General features: G+C 59.2%; 20 protein-coding genes. 6 read left to right on the forward strand and 14 right to left on the reverse strand.

What is annotated here, in order from left to right:
- Nucleotides 1-5 precede the first annotated feature (5 nt).
- Together HB633_RS19425 and gmd are read right to left on the reverse strand one after the other, a co-directional pair.
- A complete protein-coding gene (locus HB633_RS19425) occupies nt 6-623 on the reverse strand; it encodes a hypothetical protein (RefSeq protein ID WP_213779821.1) in 618 nt (205 codons plus the stop codon).
- A gap of 118 nt (nt 624-741) precedes the next feature.
- On the reverse strand, nt 742-1,779 hold the full coding sequence (gene gmd / locus HB633_RS19430) for a GDP-mannose 4,6-dehydratase (protein ID WP_213779822.1): 1,038 nt from the start codon (nt 1,777-1,779) through the stop codon (nt 742-744).
- Nucleotides 1,780-2,400: 621 nt separating this feature from the next.
- Between gmd and cysC the strand changes: the two genes are divergently transcribed.
- A complete protein-coding gene (cysC, locus tag HB633_RS19435; RefSeq protein ID WP_213779823.1) occupies nt 2,401-3,096 on the forward strand; it encodes an adenylyl-sulfate kinase in 696 nt (231 codons plus the stop codon).
- Between the two features lie 14 nt (nt 3,097-3,110).
- Here cysC and rfbD read toward each other — a convergent pair whose 3' ends face one another.
- From rfbD to rfbB, 4 genes are read right to left on the reverse strand one after another with little or no spacing between them, the layout of a single operon-like run.
- Nucleotides 3,111-4,040 (reverse strand): dTDP-4-dehydrorhamnose reductase, encoded by a 930-nt coding sequence (rfbD, locus tag HB633_RS19440; RefSeq protein WP_213779824.1) that lies wholly within the window; start codon nt 4,038-4,040, stop codon nt 3,111-3,113.
- Nucleotides 4,041-4,052: 12 nt separating this feature from the next.
- Nucleotides 4,053-4,604 carry a dTDP-4-dehydrorhamnose 3,5-epimerase gene (rfbC, locus tag HB633_RS19445; RefSeq protein WP_213779825.1) on the reverse strand — a complete coding sequence of 184 codons (552 nt, stop codon included), beginning with the start codon at nt 4,602-4,604 and terminating at the stop codon, nt 4,053-4,055.
- On the reverse strand, nt 4,589-5,482 hold the full coding sequence (gene rfbA / locus HB633_RS19450; protein WP_213779826.1) for a glucose-1-phosphate thymidylyltransferase RfbA: 894 nt from the start codon (nt 5,480-5,482) through the stop codon (nt 4,589-4,591). The genes rfbC and rfbA overlap by 16 nt, the downstream gene beginning before the upstream one ends.
- Complete coding sequence (gene rfbB / locus HB633_RS19455; RefSeq protein ID WP_213780016.1) at nt 5,472-6,560, reverse strand: dTDP-glucose 4,6-dehydratase; 1,089 nt, start codon at nt 6,558-6,560, stop codon at nt 5,472-5,474. Before rfbB ends, rfbA begins: the two co-directional genes overlap by 11 nt.
- Nucleotides 6,561-6,927: 367 nt before the next feature.
- Between rfbB and HB633_RS19460 the strand changes: the two genes are divergently transcribed.
- Nucleotides 6,928-7,782, forward strand: coding sequence for a symmetrical bis(5'-nucleosyl)-tetraphosphatase (locus tag HB633_RS19460; RefSeq protein WP_213779827.1), 855 nt, complete (start codon nt 6,928-6,930; stop codon nt 7,780-7,782).
- A gap of 7 nt (nt 7,783-7,789) precedes the next feature.
- Here HB633_RS19460 and HB633_RS19465 read toward each other — a convergent pair whose 3' ends face one another.
- From HB633_RS19465 to HB633_RS19490, 6 genes are read right to left on the reverse strand one after another with little or no spacing between them, the layout of a single operon-like run.
- A complete protein-coding gene (locus HB633_RS19465; RefSeq protein ID WP_213779828.1) occupies nt 7,790-8,608 on the reverse strand; it encodes a lysophospholipid acyltransferase family protein in 819 nt (272 codons plus the stop codon).
- 13 nt (nt 8,609-8,621) lie between these two features.
- The gene (locus HB633_RS19470) at nt 8,622-9,905 is read right to left on the reverse strand and encodes a dihydroorotase (RefSeq protein WP_213779829.1); all 1,284 of its coding nucleotides are present in this window, start codon (nt 9,903-9,905) and stop codon (nt 8,622-8,624) included.
- A gap of 4 nt (nt 9,906-9,909) precedes the next feature.
- Complete coding sequence (locus HB633_RS19475; protein WP_213779830.1) at nt 9,910-10,941, reverse strand: aspartate carbamoyltransferase catalytic subunit; 1,032 nt, start codon at nt 10,939-10,941, stop codon at nt 9,910-9,912.
- Between the two features lie 54 nt (nt 10,942-10,995).
- Nucleotides 10,996-11,511, reverse strand: coding sequence for a bifunctional pyr operon transcriptional regulator/uracil phosphoribosyltransferase PyrR (pyrR, locus tag HB633_RS19480; protein ID WP_213779831.1), 516 nt, complete (start codon nt 11,509-11,511; stop codon nt 10,996-10,998).
- Nucleotides 11,508-11,972, reverse strand: a complete 465-nt coding sequence (gene ruvX / locus HB633_RS19485) for a Holliday junction resolvase RuvX (RefSeq protein WP_213779832.1) — start codon at nt 11,970-11,972, stop codon at nt 11,508-11,510. Before ruvX ends, pyrR begins: the two co-directional genes overlap by 4 nt.
- Nucleotides 11,969-12,547, reverse strand: coding sequence for a YqgE/AlgH family protein (locus tag HB633_RS19490; RefSeq protein ID WP_062167622.1), 579 nt, complete (start codon nt 12,545-12,547; stop codon nt 11,969-11,971). Before HB633_RS19490 ends, ruvX begins: the two co-directional genes overlap by 4 nt.
- 29 nt (nt 12,548-12,576) lie before the next feature.
- On the opposite strand from HB633_RS19490, the gene HB633_RS19495 reads away from it, so the two are divergent.
- Nucleotides 12,577-14,061, forward strand: a complete 1,485-nt coding sequence (locus HB633_RS19495; RefSeq protein ID WP_213779833.1) for a deoxyribodipyrimidine photo-lyase — start codon at nt 12,577-12,579, stop codon at nt 14,059-14,061.
- 3 nt (nt 14,062-14,064) lie between these two features.
- Here HB633_RS19495 and HB633_RS19500 read toward each other — a convergent pair whose 3' ends face one another.
- Nucleotides 14,065-15,423, reverse strand: a complete 1,359-nt coding sequence (locus HB633_RS19500) for a hypothetical protein (RefSeq protein ID WP_213779834.1) — start codon at nt 15,421-15,423, stop codon at nt 14,065-14,067.
- Nucleotides 15,424-15,781: 358 nt separating this feature from the next.
- Entirely contained in the window at nt 15,782-15,952 is a 171-nt protein-coding gene (locus HB633_RS19505) for a rubredoxin (protein WP_025527884.1), read from the reverse strand.
- Nucleotides 15,953-16,023: 71 nt separating this feature from the next.
- Between HB633_RS19505 and HB633_RS19510 the strand changes: the two genes are divergently transcribed.
- The 3 genes from HB633_RS19510 to HB633_RS19520 all read left to right on the forward strand — a co-directional run bounded on the left by HB633_RS19510 (nt 16,024) and on the right by HB633_RS19520 (nt 18,026).
- Nucleotides 16,024-16,176, forward strand: a complete 153-nt coding sequence (locus HB633_RS19510; RefSeq protein ID WP_213779835.1) for a hypothetical protein — start codon at nt 16,024-16,026, stop codon at nt 16,174-16,176.
- Nucleotides 16,177-16,309: 133 nt separating this feature from the next.
- On the forward strand, nt 16,310-17,179 hold the full coding sequence (locus HB633_RS19515) for a hydroxymethylpyrimidine/phosphomethylpyrimidine kinase (RefSeq protein ID WP_213779836.1): 870 nt from the start codon (nt 16,310-16,312) through the stop codon (nt 17,177-17,179).
- A 25-nt stretch (nt 17,180-17,204) separates the two neighbouring features.
- Nucleotides 17,205-18,026 (forward strand): DUF72 domain-containing protein, encoded by an 822-nt coding sequence (locus HB633_RS19520; protein ID WP_213779837.1) that lies wholly within the window; start codon nt 17,205-17,207, stop codon nt 18,024-18,026.
- The last annotated feature ends 15 nt before the right edge of the window (nt 18,027-18,041 follow it).

The following is an 18,041-nucleotide window of genomic DNA, read 5'->3' on the forward strand; positions in this document are numbered from 1 at the left end:
GGAAATTATTTTGCGGAAGAAGTCCGTGCTGCCAGTATGTCTGCATGCACTTTGCGCCCGCGCGCGGTCAGACGATCAACAGTTTCAACTGCAGGCAAGGCTGCACCGGGCACATAACCTTGTACTGCGTTGTAGCCCGCGAGACGAATCATTCGCGCACGCAAGCCGGGGAATTGTGCAAGAAGCAGCGCGATGCGCTCTCTGAGCGCGGGACGGCTGCGGACATATGCGGCACCATGCAGCACGAATTGCCGCGCAGTGTTCCTTGCGATGTTCTTTGAACCCTTCATCCTGAGCAGCGCCTGACCGCCCACGCGAACGGGCGATGTAACGCGCCAGCTTGTACTGCGTTGCATGAGCGCGATATTCGCCTCGTGCACACTCGCCCGTTCCTCAGCGGCTTCCGCCCGCTTCTGCGCGAGGCGCAATTGCGTTTCCAGTTCACGCAAACGAAGCAATTGCTGCGCGGCCAATGCCTCGCGCGCGCGCAAATCCGCAATGATTGCTTCGAGCACCTTTATGCGATCCTCGGCAGCCGGACCTGCGCCCCTTCGGTTCGTACCGGACACGGCTAACGGAGCAATGTCCGTCGCTTGCGCCGGCTTGATTGGTTCGTCGTTCATATTTTTAACGCGTTCGGGTGTGCACCCGCATAAAACTTTCAGAGCCGGACAATACCAAGTCCGGCTCCAGTTTGAATCAGTCGTGGTACGTGGTCCGGCGGGACCACGTGACAGTGCCTTAGAACGAGAAGCCTGCCTTGTTGCGGCGCAGGTCTTCCTCGACCATCATTTTGCACAGCTGCTCAAGCGTTGTTTTTGGCGCCCAGCCCAGCTTTTCCTTCGCTTTCTCAGGATTGCCGATCAACAACTCAACCTCCGCTGGACGATAGAACTTGGGATTCACCCTGACAAGGACCTTTCCATTCGAATCCACGCCCTCTTCCTTCTCCGCCTGACCGCGCCAGCTCAGTTCGACGCCGACCGCCTTGAACGCCATGGTGACGAAATCACGGACCGTCTCGGTGCGGTTCGTCGCCAGCACGAAGGTGTCGGGTTCGTCTGCCTGCAGCATCAGATGCATCCCTTCCACATATTCCTTCGCAAAGCCCCAATCGCGCTTGGCGTCGATGTTGCCCAACTCAAGCACATCCAGCTTGCCGAGTGCAATCTTTGCGACAGAGTCGGTGATCTTGCGCGTGACGAACTCACGGCCGCGCAATGGCGACTCGTGATTGAACAAGATGCCGCTCGAACCAAAAATATCGAATGATTCCCGATAATTGATGGTGATCCAGTGCGCATAAAGCTTCGCTACACCATACGGGCTGCGCGGATAAAACGGCGTGTCTTCCTTTTGTGGAATAGCCTGCACCTTGCCAAACATTTCCGACGTGGACGCCTGATAGAAACGGATCGACTTGTCGACAATACGAATGGCTTCGAGTTGATTCAACGCGCCGACGCCTGTGATCTCCGCCGTCGTAGCGGGCTGATCAAAGGACACGCCCACGAAACTCTGCGCAGCCAGGTTATAAACCTCGCGCGGCTGCGCCTTTTCGAACAAACGGATTGACGCACCGAGGTCGGTCAGATCGTGTTCCACGAGATTCAGGTTCGGGTGGTTCAGGACGCCCAGCTCTTCCATGCGCCAGAAATTAACCGAACTCGTGCGACGATACGTGCCATGGACTTGATAGCCCTTCTCAAGGAGAAGTTGCGTGAGATATGCCCCGTCTTGTCCGGTAATGCCTGTAACTACTGCGCTCGTCAATTCCATCTCCTTAAGTTAACCCTGTGTTGCGCAACGACGTTTTACCCGCGCAATCAACGAAGAAAATGCTTCACTATTGCTCGATTGTAACCGAGACCACTTAGCTACCACCCGCCAAAGCCTCTCTCTAAAACCACTGTCTGATCTTGCCGAGGTCCTGCGACGGCTTGCGACCATGTACGCCCGCTGAATGTCGGCGGGCATGTCGAGGCGGCCCGCTTGCAGCGGATTGTAGGTTCACAAAAAATCGTAAAAAACTGCAACGCTCGGCCGTGGCGCCACAGCGTCTGAGCGCCCGATGAGGGTGGCTCCGAAGCCCGCGCACGTGACTTGTGTCGCGTCGCGGCAGACCCTCCCTTGAATTTTTTTGGGTTACTACTCCGCACCCATTATTACCGATTGAACATCGACAGAAATTAAATTACGTAACTGTTACTAATACTGTGTGGAAATTTCGGTTTTACAAGATTGCAATTGAGATGCCACTGAATGTTACTGTTATTAAACTTTACAAATATGCCAATCAAAATCCGCTGCGCTGACTAAGATTACGTTTGCTGAGGGATCCAAACGCTCTACCAATTTCCCCACGCATTACCGTATTGGACTGCTGTTGGAGGATCAGTCATGAACCGTTCTCAAACGTCCGGATTAAGCGTTCCCGAGGCCGTGCAGGATGTCGTACGGCAGCCCACCTCGGTCACCCGAGCGAAGCGCGAGGCTGCGCAGGAACACCGGGGGGTCGTTGTCTGGATAACAGGCAGGCCGGGTTCCGGCAAATCAACCTTGGCCGATGCAACCGAGCGACAGCTTTATGCACTTGGCCTTCGAACCGTCTTGCTGGACGGCGACAATCTCCGTCTAGGCTTATGTTCCGATTTGGGCTTTTCCGAAGATGACCGCAATGAGAACGTGCGACGCGCAGCCGAAACCGCCAAGCTCTTTATGGATTGCGGCATAGTCGTACTTGTGGCGCTCGTTTCCCCTATCCGGCAAACACGCGAGCAGATCAAGAAACTCTTCAAAACGGGGGACTTTTTCGAGATATTTTGTTGTTGTCCGCCGTCGCTATGCGAAGACCGCGATCCGAAAGGTCATTATGCCCGGGCGAGACGCGGTGAAATTAAGGAGTTCACCGGCGTTTCGTCGCAGTATGAAGAACCGCTGTACCCGGCACTACGCTTGGAGACAGGCAAGCAAACTGCAAAAGAAAGTACTCGTTTACTTACCAACTTCATACTGAGCCGATGCGTGCACTCACCCGAGGTCATTGCCGAACGTCTAACCTTGTTGGCAGGAAAGGCACGTTCAGCCGATAGTTGATCAAACTTTGACGATCAAATGCGCTTAAGCCCATTCATACACAGCTTCAATGCATCGTCCCAAGGCGGTGCCCGCAGCCCGAAAGTTTCAAAGAGTTTCTCGTTGGACATTCTGGAATTAGACGGGCGGGTCGCCGGCGCCGAATAAGAGGCCCCCGGGATGGGGTTGACACGAGGCTTTAAATCGAGGGTCGAGTTAGCGAAGATAGCCTCGGCAAACCCGTGCCACGACGTCGCGCCCGATGCAGTCAGGTGATACGTTCCCGAGTTTTCTGCCCACCAGTCACGTTTGCCAATAGTCGCCTGAGCGAGCACATTGGCCGACAACGCGGCAATCGTGACCGCCCACGTTGGAGCGCCGAATTGATCCGCGACTATGCTGAGTTCGTCTCGTTCGGCGCCAAGCCGGAGCATGGTCAACAGAAAGTTCTTGCCCCGCGCTCCATACACCCAGCTCGTGCGGAATACCAGGTAGTCGCAACCTGACAATGCAATTGCTTCCTCCCCTGCCAGCTTGCTCTTGCCGTAGATGTTTTGGGGATTGACTGCATCCTCTTCCGTGTATGGTGCACCCTTGCTGCCGTCGAAAACATAATCGGTCGAATAGTGGACCAGTCTCGCGCCAAGGCGTTTTGCTTCTTCGGCAAAAACGCCTGGCGCCTCCGCATTCAGGCGCATGCAGACGTCAATGTCGCTTTCGGCCCTGTCCACCGCCGTGTAGGCGGCCGGATTGACGATGAGAGCAGGTCTGACTTCTCTCACCACGCGCCGGATTTGGTCAAGATCGCCAAGATCGAGCCCGGCGCGATCAAGCGCCACCACCTTGCCCAGTCCTTGAAGACTCCTCGCCAGCTCGAACCCGACCTGCCCCGTGGAGCCGGTCAGCAGGATTGTCGCTTCCGTCTGCTTGATTTCGGTCGGCTTCGTTTCATTGCGCTTAGTCATAGAAACGCGTCCTTACGCAAAGTGATCGGCATCGGACAGCAGCTTGCCCGCGGCATCCTTGGCGGCCAGCAACGGTTCGAAGTCAATCGGCCAGTCGATTCCCAACGCCGGATCATTCCAGAGCAAACTCCGTTCATGCTCGGGGTACCAATAGTCGGTCGTTTTGTAAAGGAACTGGGCCATGTCGGATAACACGACGAAGCCGTGCGCAAAGCCCGGTGGAACCCACATCTGGCGATGATTCGATTCCGACAGCAACGCGCCTGTCCATGCACCAAAGTTCGGCGAATTCTTGCGAAGGTCAACGGCAACGTCGAACACTTCACCCTCTACCACCCGCACAAGCTTGCCCTGGGCGTGCTCGATCTGATAATGCAGACCGCGCAGCACGCCTTTAGAGGACCGGGAATGATTGTCCTGCACGAAGGTGACATCCACACCCGTTTGCTCAGCAAATTCCCGGGCGTTGAAGCTTTCGTAGAAATAGCCCCGCGCGTCGCCGAAAACTTTCGGCTCGATCAGTTTGATCTCGGGCAAGGAGGTGTCTTTTATCTGGATTGCCATGCGACTTGGTCGTCAGGGAGGTTGAGGAGATATTGCCCGTACGCGTTTTTCGCGAGGGGTGCGGCCAGCTTCAAGAGTTGCTCGGGGTCGATCCACGCACGCCTGTACGCAATTTCCTCGGGGCACGCAACCACGAGTCCCTGCCGCTTTTGCAACGTTGCAATAAACGTAGCCGCTTCGATCAACGAATCGTGCGTACCGGTGTCAAGCCACGCATAGCCCCGACCCATGATCTCGACGTTGAGTTTTCCTTCTTTCAGATAACGCGAATTAACGTCGGTAATTTCGAGTTCGCCGCGCGCCGACGGTTTGATTTCGGTAACGAAGTCGCAGACCTTGTTGTCGTAGAAATATAGGCCCGTGACGGCGTAGCTTGAGCGCGGTTTAGCAGGCTTTTCTTCTATCGATATCGCGCGAAATTCCTTGTCGAACTCCACAACGCCGTACCGATCCGGATCCTGCACGTGATAGGCAAATACGGTCGCGCAGTCAGTCCGGGCGTCGGCGCGCTCTAACTGCGTCGCGAGATCATGGCCGTAGAAAATATTGTCGCCGAGTATCAGCGCGGAAGGATCATTCCCAATGAAGTCCTTGCCAATCACAAATGCTTGCGCTAGCCCATCAGGAGTCGGTTGAACCTGGTAGCGGATATTCATGCCCCACTGGCTGCCGTCGCCAAGCATGGCTTCGAAACGCGGGGTGTCCTGCGGGGTCGAAATGATCAACACGTCTCGAATGCCGGCGATCATCAGCGTGGACAGCGGATAGTAGATCATCGGCTTGTCGTACACGGGCAGCAACTGCTTCGAGACGACGTGGGTAATCGGATAAAGCCGTGTGCCCGAGCCGCCGGCGAGAATTATGCCTTTACGCGCCATGAACATCTTCCTGTTTGTCAGTACGTTGTGCGTAATTGGTTTCGACCCACTTGAGGTACTCACCAGATGCGACTTCCTCGCACCAGGCTTGATTGTCAAGATACCACTGCACAGTCTTTCTCAGTCCTGTCTCAAAGGTCTCTGCCGGCTTCCAGCCCAACTCTCGCTCGAGCTTGCTTGCATCGATGGCATATCGGCGGTCATGGCCGGGGCGGTCCGCGACATACGTTATCTGATCACGATACGAACCGCTTTTCTTGGGGCTCAATTCATCCAACAGGTCGCAAAGCGTGTGCACGACATCGAGATTTTTTTTCTCGTTCCAGCCACCCACGTTGTAGGTTTCGCCGGGCGTTCCGCGAGCCAGAACCTCACGAATAGCAACGCAATGGTCAACGACGTACAGCCAATCGCGCACGTTCTTTCCGTCGCCATACACGGGTAGCGGCTTTCCGGCCAAACCGTTGGCGATCATCAACGGAATGAGCTTTTCGGGAAACTGGTAAGGACCATAATTGTTCGAGCAATTGGTGGTGAGTACCGGCAAGCCGTAAGTATGGTGATAAGCCCGCACGAGATGATCGGAGCCGGCTTTCGTCGCGGAATACGGGCTATTCGGCGCGTAGGGCGTCGTTTCCGAAAATTGCGGATCAGTCGCAGAGAGGGATCCGAACACCTCGTCGGTGGATACATGCAGAAAGCGGAAATCCACTTTTTCCTGAGCCGGCAGACTGTTCCAATAGGCGCGTGTTGCCTCGAGCAGCGTAAAAGTGCCCACTACGTTGGTCTGCACGAAATCAGCCGGGCCGTGAATCGAACGGTCGACGTGGCTCTCTGCGGCAAAATGCAGTATTGCGCGCGGCTTATGCTTGGCGAGCAGCGCATCCATTGCTGCGCGATCGCAGATATCCGCACGCACGAATAGGTGATTTGGATTATCCCGTTGGCTGGCAAGTGTGCCCAAGTTACCCGCGTACGTCAGCTTATCGACGTTGAGAAGGCTTTCCTGTGAGCCCGCGAGCCAATCGAGGACAAAATTGGCGCCAATGAAACCCGCGCCGCCGGTCACTAAAATCATAGGTATGGTAGCTAGAACAGTAAAAGTCAACTGTACCGTAATTCGACCGGAACACCATGTTTTGCGTCCGGCCAGCATTGCGGCGCACGTTTTTGAGTCCGCGAAAATATCACAGGTTCGGCGCCTGCCGGCTGATTGGAGCGCCGGCCTTGGCCTTCTCGCTGCCCGATCCCGGTTGCCGCCGCGAGTTCATGTTCCTGGAAGACGTAATACAGCAAAACAAATTTGGCAGTTAAACTGTTGTCCTCAGGATCACGGTAATCGCGCTTGACACCCGGCGGCAAGGCGGATCAGTCGAACAGCGATCAAAGCCGGTTTTGCCCATTCCCAGATTCTGTAGCCGTTTGCCCCACTTTTAGCCTCGCTTATGCTGCTTTCCTCTTCACGATACCCCGTGCCTCTTGCCTTCGGCGACATCCAAGGCTGCCGAGAAGCTTTCCAGCGTCTGCTGGCAAAAGCCGCGCCGAGCGCTGACACGCCGCTCTGGTTCGCCGGCGACATCATCAATCGCGGCCCGGAGTCGCTCGCCACGCTGCGCGACCTGATTGCGCTCGGCGACCGCGCGGTCGCGGTCCTTGGCAACCACGACCTGCATTTGCTATCCGTATCGGCAGGTATTCGTAAGTCGAAAAAGGGCGACACCATTGATGAAATCCTCACCGCCCCGGACGCGGCCGATCTCCTCGACTGGATACGGCACCGCCCAATCGCGCATTTCGATCACGGCATGCTGATGGTACATGCAGGCGTTTTGCCGCAATGGGATGTGGCAACCACACTTGAACTCGCCGATGAACTCCAACGTGCGCTGCGCGCACCCAACTGGAAAGAGACGCTCGCAAGTCTCTATGGCAATGAACCAAACCGATGGAAACCAAAGCTCAAAGGCAGCGATCGTTTGCGCGTTGTGTGCAACGCGCTGACGCGCCTGCGTTTTTGTTCCGCCGATGGCGAAATGGACTTTTCGTCGAGCGGCGGCGTGGCTTCGGCGCCACCAGGATTCATTCCGTGGTTCGATGTGCCGTCACGGGGGACATCGGATGTGACCGTAGTGTTTGGCCACTGGGCAGCGCTCGGGTTAGTCATCCGCGAAAACGTCATTGGACTCGACTCAGGATGCGTCTGGGGAGAAGAACTGACCGCGGTGAAATTGGCGAGCGATCCAGCCGAGCGCACAGTCACGCAGGTGGATTGCCCGAACTGCCGCGTGGCGATGGAATAGGCGCCGGCTAACGCCCAGGCGTAAGCCCTTCAAGGTCGGCGGACTCGGCGTCCACCGCTTCTTCAACTGCTTCTTCAACCGTCACCGCGCTCAGCCCCGCCTGCATCCTCCGCAACGCTGTCTCGATCGCGCCCTGCGCGTCTTTCGCGAGCACCCTCCGGTCCGCCCCGGCCGCAATCGCATCGCAGACGTAGAGATGCGCGGTCAGCGGGGTCGTGCGCAGCATCGCATTAAGCGTAAAACTCAGCGTGAGGTCATCGATATAAGCCGGCGCCTCCGACTGCCTCCCATTGCCGTCTTCGTACATCAGGCAGATCGGCTGCACAGGACAACCCGCCGATACCGCCGCCTGAAACAGATTCGAGTGAAACGGCAGCAAGTCCTTCCCCGCCGATGTCGTCCCTTCCGGGAACACGCACATCAGTTCGCCGCGCTTTAACCGCTCGGACAGCTCATGCATGATGCGTTTTGCATCGCTGCGTTTCTCGCGCTGGAGAAAGATCGTGTCGAGTTGCTGCGCAAGCCATCCCACAATCGGCCATTGCCGCACTTCAGCCTTCGATACAAACGGCGTCGGCCGCCACGCATTGACCACGTAAATATCGATCCACGACACGTGATTGCCAACCACCAGCGCGCCGCTATCGAGCCGCGCCTGATCGTTGTGAACGACGAGTTTCATCCCGCATCGGCGCAACATTTCAAGCGACCACGCGCGGTTCAGTTCCATCCGCGTTTGCGGCGTCGCGGTGGGAAAACGCGTCGCCACGGTGAACATCCCGCGAAGCAGATGCGCAAAAATTCGAAGCTTGCGGAACGCGAGCATGGTCTCTCAATCCTCAACTGCGAAGTGCTTCATACGCGATGTGCCCCGCGACAATTGTCGCCCTCACCCGCGCCGGCAACTCATAACCAATGAACGGCGAGTTGTGTCCCTGGCTTCTCAGCGTCGCCGGTTCCACGAGCCATTCGGCGGCGGGATCGAAGAGACAGAGATCGGCTGTATCGCCCACTGCAACGCGCCCCGCGTTCAGCTTGAGCACGCCCGCCGGTGCATTCGTGATGCGCGTCAGCGCCTTCGATAACGGCATGTTCACCTCACGCGCCCACTTCACCGTCAGCGACAGCAGCAATTCCAGACCTGTCGCGCCCGGCGTGGCTTCGGCGAAAGGCAGCAGTTTTTCGTCGTCATCGAGCGGGGTGTGATCGGAACAGATTGCATCGATGGTGCCATCGGCCAGACCCGCGCGAATCGCATCGCGGTCGCGCTGCGAGCGCAACGGCGGATCGAGACGAAACTGCGAGTTGAAATAGCCGATGTCCATGTCCGTCAGATGAACGTGGTTGATGGTGACATCGCAGGTAACGGGGAGGCCTTCGGCCTTCGCCTGGCGCATGAGCGCGACGCCCGACGCCGACGACAAATGCGACACATGCACGCGCGCGCCCGAGACGCGAACCAGCTCGAAAATGGTATGCAACGCGATGGTTTCCGCCGACACCGGCACGCCCGACAAACCGAGCCGCGACGCCACCGCGCCGCTCGCCGCCACGCCGCCGCTCGCCATGTAGCTGTCCTGCGGACGCAACCAAACGGCATAACCATAAGTGGTCGCGTATTGCAGCGCGCGCAGGAGCGTGCGGGTGTTCACTATCGGCGTATCGGCTTGTGAGAAACCAACGCATCCCGACTCGGTCAACTCGACCATCTCGGTGATCGCTTCGCCCTTCAGTCCGACGGTCAACGCGCCCAGCGGATATACATGCGCCTGATGCAACTTGTCTGCGCGAAAGCGCAGCATCTCAACGAGACCGGGTTCATCGAGAACGGGATCGGTGTCCGGCGGACACACGAGGCTCGTCACGCCGCCAGCAGCGGCCGCCGCCATCTCGGATTCGAGCGTGGCCTTGTGTTCGAAACCGGGTTCACGAAGCCGCGCGCTCAGATCGACAAAACCCGGCGATACCGCGAGGCCTTTTGCATCGAAGGTACGCGCCGCCTGAAAACCGGCTGGCGCATCGCTGATGCCCACGATCTTTCCCTCATCGATAAACACATCGGCAAGGGTTTCAGTGCCCGCCACGGGGTCGATGAGCGTGCCGCCCTGAATATGTATTTTCATTGGGTTAATCATTCTTCCCGGCAACGATGCCCATTACCGCCATGCGCACGGCGATCCCGAAGGTGACCTGATTGAGAATCACCGATTGCGGACCATCGGCCACTTGCGAATCGATTTCGACGCCGCGATTCATCGGACCCGGATGCATCACGATGGCGTCGGGCGCGGCGAGCGCCAGTCGCTCGGGCGTGAGGCCCCAAGACTTGAAATACTCTTGCGCCGAGGGCAGCAATGCGCCGCTCATGCGTTCGTTCTGCAGCCGCAGCATGATGATCACATCGACGTCCTTCAGGCCTTCGTCGAGGTTGTGATACACGTGCACGCCCATCTCGTTGAGGTTGCTCGGCAGCAAGGTACGCGGCCCGATCGCGCGCACTTCCGGCACGCCGAGCGTGGTCAGCGCGTGAATGTCCGAACGCGCGACCCGCGAATGCAGAATGTCGCCGACGATCGCCACACGCAGATTCCGGAAATCCTTCTTGTAATGGCGGATCGTGTACATGTCGAGCAGGCCTTGCGTCGGATGCGCATGACGCCCGTCGCCGGCATTGATCACGTGCACGTGCGGCGCGCAATGCTCGGCGATCAGATACGGCGCGCCGCTCGACGCATGACGCACGACGAACATGTCGGCGTGCATCGCGGAAAGGTTGTTGATGGTGTCGAGCAGCGATTCGCCCTTGCTCGTGGACGATGCATTGATATTCAGGTTCAACACGTCCGCCGAAAGCCGTTTGGCGGCGATCTCGAACGTGGTCCGCGTGCGCGTGGAGTTTTCGAAGAACAGGTTGAAGACCGACTTGCCGCGCAGCAACGGCACTTTCTTGATCTCGCGATCGGTCACGCTGACGAACTGTTCGGCGGTATCGAGAATATGCGTGACGATCGCGCGCGGCAGACCTTCAATGGTGAGCAGATGCTTGAGTTCGCCGTTTTTGGTGAGCTGCGGATTGCCTCTGAGAAAGCCGGGGCGCGTCACCGCCGGCTTCCTTTCCGGCGCGCTGCTTTCGGCAGAACCCTGAGTGGCCATATTCATGTGGATCCTGGTGGTGCTTGATGCGTAACAAGAAGAATGCGTACCGCGCGTGCTTTATCCCGTGCGTGCTTCGATGCTGAATGAAAGCGTGCCGTCGTCGCGCTGCGTGAGCACGAGATTGGCATCCGCCGACACATCCACAACACCACCCGTAAAACGCGCCGCCACGGGCAATTCGCGGCCGCCACGATCGGCGAGCACGGCAAGTTCAATCCGCGCCGGACGGCCGAAATCGTAGAGTTCGTTCACGGCTGCGCGAACGGTGCGTCCGGAAGACAGTACGTCGTCGATCAGCAGGATTTTCGCGTTATCGATTTCGAATGGAAGCGATGTCGGGCTTGCCTGACTATGCAGGCCCTTCTTGGCGTAATCATCCCGATGCAGCGCGACGTTCACTACGCCAAACTGCGCCACGTCCAGGTCTTTCGCGAGCCGCGTGGCGAGCCACACGCCGCCGCTATAAATGCCGGCAAGGACAGGACCATTGGTTTGCGAGAGCGACTCGCCATAAGCCGCGCGAATCTGCCCGAGCAACTCGCGGTACAACGCCTCGGCGTCAATGGAGCTCATGATTGATCGTCGGAAAGTTGGTCCAGATACTGTTGCAGGATGACGCGGGCGGCTTCGGCGTCGATGTCGTCATAGCGGCCCTTCGCGTTCATCTTCACGCCGTTGCGTTTCAGTTCGGCCTTCGCTTCCACCGAAGAATACCGCTCGTCCACCCAGCTCACCGGTACGCTGAAACGGCCGTTCAGCTGATTGCCAAAACGCGTGGCGAGCTGCGTCATTTCGTGCGGCGTGCCGTCGGGATGCATCGGCAAGCCGACAATCACCGTGCGCGGATTCCATTCTGCAATCAACTGACCAACCGCTTCAAACCGATACTCACGGCTGCGGTTTTCAAGCACCGTCAACGCCCGTGCGTGCCGCGTCAACGTATTGCCAACCGCGACGCCGATGCGCTTTTCGCCGTAATCGAAAGCGAGCAGCGTGGCTTCCATACGAGTTTCGATACGGTCATCACCCGTCATGCGTGGCCCGCTTCGCCCGACAACATGGAGAGCGACACGCCCAGCAACGACAGCGCCGCTTGCAACTTGTCCTCGGCGGGTACGTCGAAAACGATGCGCGGATCGGCTTCCACCGTCAGCCAGCCGTTCTTTGCGATTTCTTCTTCCAGTTGCCCCGCGCCCCAGCCGGCGTGGCCGAGGGTGAGCAGAAAGCGCTCAGGACCCTTGCCGCTTGCGACCGCTTCGAGCACGTCCTTCGACGTGGTCATGGCAAGGCCGCCGGGAACGCTCATGGACGATGTATAGACATCGCCGTCAGCGGGATCGTGCAGCACGAAACCGCGTTCCGTCTGCACCGGCCCGCCGAAATACACGGGCAAATGCACGAGCGGCTCGATCTCGAGCTTCAGGTCGATACGATTGAAAAGCGATTGGAGGTCGATGTCGGTCGGCCGGTTGATCACCAGGCCGAGCGCACCGCGCTCGCTGTGATCGCAAAGGTAGACTACAGTCCCCGAGAACGTGGGATCGGCCATGCTTGGCATGGCGATCAGGAACTGATTCGTCAAATTGATGCGATCGGGTGTCTTGGACATAATTCGGATTTTAACAAAGGCGATACTTGATGGCCGACTTTGAACTGGGGCTAGTCTGGTTTCGACGAGACCTGCGCGTGGCAGACCATGCTGCACTCTATCACGCACTAACACGCTGTCGCCGGGTGCTGTGCGCCTTCGTTTTCGACCGCGAAATTCTGTCGCCTCTGCCGAAAAACGATCGGCGCGTGCCGTTTATTCACGCGAGCGTGATCGAACTCGACCAAACCCTGCGCGAAGCCGGCGGCGGACTGATCGTGCGTCACGGCATGCCATCGCATGAAATTCCCGAACTCGTGCGCGAATGCGGCGTGGACGCGGTCTTCGCCAATCGCGATTATGAGCCGTCCGCGAAAGCGCGCGACGAGGGTATCGAGAAAAAGCTGGCGAGCGCCGACGTTGCGTTTTTCACGTTCAAGGACCAGACCATTTTCCATCAGGACGACGTGCTGACGGGCGCCGGCAAGCCGTACACGGTTTTCACGCCGTACAAGCGCAACTGGCTGGCATCGCTTACGCCGGATGCGCTGAAACCGTATGCGTCGGAGGACAACCTCTCCGCTTTGGCGAAGCCGCCGAACGGCGTGAAGCACGGGATTCCGTCGCTGGAATCGCTCGGATTCGGCAAGGAGCACGCGCCGGCTTTGCCCGCCGGCACGAGCGGCGCGTACCAGCTCTTCGATGACTTCCGCGACCGCATGATCGATTACGACCGGACGCGGGATTTTCCGTCGATCAAGGGTCCGAGCTATTTGAGCGTGCATCTGAGACACGGCACTATTTCGATCCGCGCTTTGGCACGGACCGCGCACGACGCCCAACGTCACGGCAATCGGGGTGCGGAAACGTGGCTATCCGAGCTCATCTGGCGCGACTTTTATTTTTCCGTCCTGCACCATTTTCCGCAGGTCGGCGTGCCCGGCGATCACAAGGCGTTCAAGCCGGTGTATGACCGCATCGAATGGGAAACGGGCGACGTGGCCGACAGCAATTTCGCCGCGTGGTGCGAAGGCCGCACGGGTTATCCGCTTGTCGATGCCGCCATGCGCCAGATCAACTCCTCGGGCTACATGCACAACCGGCTGCGGATGGTGGTCGCGAGTTTTCTGACGAAGGATCTCGGGCTGGACTGGCGTCGCGGGGAACGGTACTTCGAGTCGCTGCTGAACGACTTCGAGTTGTCATCGAATAATGGCGGGTGGCAGTGGGCGTCTTCCAGCGGCTGCGACGCCCAGCCCTACTTCCGCATTTTCAATCCGATCACGCAGTCAGAAAAATTCGACGCCAAAGGCAAGTTCATCCGCCATTACGTGCCGGAACTGGCCGGCCTTTCGGACAAGGACATCCACGCGCCGTGGAAAGCCAAACCGGACGCGCTGAAGGCGGCGAAAATCGCTTTGGGCGCGGAATACCCGCTGCCCGTCGTCGATCACGATACCGCCCGTAAAACCACGCTGGCGCGTTATGCGGTCGTGAAAAGCGCGTCCGGGCCTGATCCAGCCGACGAAGAATAAAACTCAGCGAACCGCGGCCAGACCACGTTCGATCATCGCGGTCAGCGCCGCCACCGAAGCGCCGCCCTCCGACGGCGCGATTCCCGCCGCCGCCTGATGCAGCATCGCGCCGAGCGCCTGAGCGGCGCGCTCGGGAATGGTGGCATCGAGCGATGGACTGTCGGGAATCATTTGCGCCTCGTAGGCAATACGCCGCCACGCGAGACCCAAGGTATCGGCAAGCAGCGCAACGTGGCCCAGGCCCAGCGTGCATGCTGCCGAGCCCAATCGATACGCCGCGTCAGCCGCCTTGATTGCCGCCTGGACATCGATACGACTCGCCTCCCGCGCCGCCGCCCCCTGCTCGATCAACGCACTAATGGCGGGCTCCGCGCTCGTCAGGAAATCCTCGTAAGCCGCTGCGTTCACGCGCAGCACGCCGAGATCGCGCGTGGACCCGTCGCGCGCCTGCTCCGCGTTCTTCTCCCAGGCTTCTTCGGAGGCTTGCGTGCCCGCGACATGCCAGTGGACGGTCAGGCCGTAGTCGCGCAGGACATCGACCTGAAGAGAATCTTCCGCCGACGCGCCATATAACGCGTAATCGCGCCACAACAGTGCGAGTGCCGCGCGCACGAGGGACTTCGGCGCGTAAGTGAGGCCGTGCGCCTGATCGGCCAGGATCAGGTTGAAGCGCGCGTACAGACGACGGGCGTCGGCGGCGTTATCGGCATCGGGCTGCAGGCGCAGCGCCTGGACCACCGCGCCGGCGAGGCGCCAGAAATCGTAGGGATCGGGGCCGGCGAGGTCCGCCAGACAGGCGTCGAGAATCGACATGGTTTCGGCCTGCCCGCGCTCCTCGTCCACCTTCGAGCGCAGCAGGACAAGCAGCGCGCGCTCGTAATGCGCACGGACCCGCCCGAGACGTTCCGGGGAAACCGAGCGCAGCGTGGCAGGCGGAATGGCGCGGCCGGCGAGCGCGAGGTCATCGAAGGAAACGGGGGCGGCGCGCGTGTGCGCGGCCATCAGCGCATGCAAGCCGCGGTAATGCTCGAAAAGCAGCGTGGAGCACGCAAGTTCGCGCAGGTTCCGGCGCTCGACGGCAAAGCCGAAGTCGCGCAAGGCCTCGGCAAACTGGTTGCGCGTTTTCTCCGATAACCCCGCCAGCGGCGACACCAGCACGAGCGTCTCGGCGAAACGTTGCGCGGGCAGCCAGCCAGCCGCGTGCAATGCGCCGATAGCGCGCCGCAAGACGCCGAGCGTATCGCCCTCGCGCAAGAAAGCATGCTGCGCGTCGGTCAGCGCCATTTCTGCAATCCGCACCGCGCCGCCGCGTGGATTGGGCAATGCCTGGAACGTGTTGGTCAAGCCGGACAGAGTAGTCATGGAACGCTCACGAGCCAACGCACGGCGCCAAGCCGTGCATCGGATGGATCTGGGTCGAACCCGGGCCGCGTGTTGCCTACGTCTTGCGATATAAACCCGGACCTACGTTTGCCGAATCGTTTTGCCTGGCCGAACACTTCTGCGGTTTGGCGTTTCAGGCGTCTCGCCAATGAACTGGCCCGGAGCCTTCGCCCGTGGTCGCGTTGTCTGCCGCCTCGACGCGCCACGTCGTACCGCATTTCCTTCTAATGCGCTTTTCCCGCCTTCAATACCGTAAACAAGACGCGCCGCATGAAGGCATCCCATCCATGCGGCGCGCGGTTTTATCTGCTTTGCTGCGTCTCGTCCGAGCCTATGCTCAGATCTGAACCATCTCGAAGTCTTCCTTGCGGGCGCCGCATTCGGGACAGGTCCAGTTGATTGGAACGTCTTCCCAGCGAGTGCCCGGCGCAATGCCTTCCTCGGGCAAACCCGCTTCTTCGTCATAAATCCAGCCACAAATCAGGCACATCCAGCTTCTGTATTCCATGCTTATGTCGCGTCGGGGAATCGGTTAAATGAGTGCATGATGGTACCGGTTTGGCGCCGCGATGCCTAGCAATGCAGCAGCGCTGGCTGATCAGCCTGGTTTCCGCCATGATCGAAATCAATATTGCGCGCCAGTGGTCTCAATGGCGCGCAATATTAGTAGAGCAAGTATCACGCCTTGCGCAGCGTTTCCGTTCGCTCGATGTTCAGGCCGATTCAACTTGAGATTCGCGGGAAAAAGTCGCCGGATCATGTGGCGATTCATCTTTAGGCCGCATAATCGTGCCGTTTGCACTAAACCATTGTCCGGCTGCCCAGACCAGCTTTTTCCAGCCGAAAGACCAGAAAAAACCATTCGATGCCCAGCGATACCCCTCCTATTGTTCTTACTTTCGGCCTGTCCGACCCGACCGGCGGCTCCGGCCTGCAGGCGGACTTGCTGACCCTCGCCAGCATGGGCTGCCACGGCCTGACCGTGCTGACCGGCTATACGGTGCGCGATTCCGCGACCTGCGACGAAGTCACCGGGCTCGACCCTGAAACCGTCGGCACTCAGGCCCGCATGTTGCTGGAGGATATGCCCGTTGCGGCGTTCAAGATCGGCGCAGCGACGCGCGCGGAGGTCGTGGCTGCGATCGCGGAAGTCGTCGCGGACTACGACGACGTGCCGCTGATCCTTGCGCCCGACTTCACGCTCGATGACGAACATGTGCTGGCTGCGGACGAATTGCGAGAATCGATGGCCGATTTGCTAGTGCCGCAAACCACTATGCTTGTCGCCGACCACGCCACTCTGTTGCAACTCGCGCAGCCTGACGGTGACGCCGAAGCGCCCACGCTCGACGCCGCGATTTCGCATCTGCTCTCTCAGGGCTGCGAGTACATCTTGGCGACTGAAACGGGCACGCATAGGCACGTGAACACGCTGTATAGCGAGGAAGGCCAGATCCGCCAAGACACGTGGGATCGCACTGAACACCGCATGATGGGCATCACCGATACGCTCGGCTCCGCGATCGCCGCGTTACTGGCGAACGGGCAGGAACCGGCGGAAGCAGCGCGCGAAGCGCAAGAGTACGTATTCCAGGCGACGCGAGCCGCCTTCAGGCCCGGCATGGGCGCCTATATGCCGGATCGATTCTTTTGGGCCCGTTCGAACGATGACGAAGAGACGCCGCCCGTGGTGGTCGACACGCCACCCGTCGCACCCGGCGAAGCACGCCACTGACACTGAACTGGAGCGAAACTAGACAATGCCGCTGCGCAAAACTTCGCTCCCGTCGCTCAAACATCGCCCTCCCGGCGCGGTTCGCATAGGTTGCGCCGGATGGGGGCTGACCGATGCCGTCGGAGAGCACTTTCCCGGCGACGGCACGCATCTCGCCCGCTATTCGCAGGTGCTGACGTGCGTTGAAATCAACTCGAGTTTTTATCGGCCGCATCGTCCGGAGACGTATGCGAGATGGCGCGACAGCGTGCCCGCCACGTTTCGCTTTTCGGTGAAGATCCCGAAGGCGATCACGCACGACGCGCGCCTCGTTGCATGCGAACCGCTGCTCGATGCTTTCCTTGAATCCGCAACACAGCTTGGCGACACACTCGGTTGCTGGCTCGTCCAGTTGCCGCCCAGTCTCGCGTTCGATGAAAACGAAGCCGAAGCGTTTTTTGCATCGATGCGCGAGCGCACCAGAATTCCCGTTGCGCTCGAAGCACGGCACGAAAGCTGGTTCGCGAAGGGCGCTGCCACGCTGCTGAAGTCGAAAAGCGTCGCTTACGTCGATGCCGATCCCCAACCCGACGATTGCGCCATCAAGCATCGGGCGGATACGTCGCTTGCGTACTTCCGGCTGCATGGTTCGCCGGATGTGTATCGTTCATCGTACGAATATCCGTTTCTCGACGGCCTCGCCCTCACGCTGCACGATCGGGCGAAGAAAGCGCGCGACGTCTGGTGCATCTTTGACAACACCGCCGCCGGCGCCGCGCAATTCAACGCGTTACGCGTGAAAAGCCGCCGGGCATTGAATGCCCGACCTAAAAAAGGCGTGGCCGTAAAGGAGAAAGTCGATGCGTGAGTATGTGAAGCGGCT

This window comes from Caballeronia sp. dw_276 (assembly GCF_018449635.1).
Classification (GTDB): Bacteria; Pseudomonadota; Gammaproteobacteria; order Burkholderiales; family Burkholderiaceae; genus Caballeronia.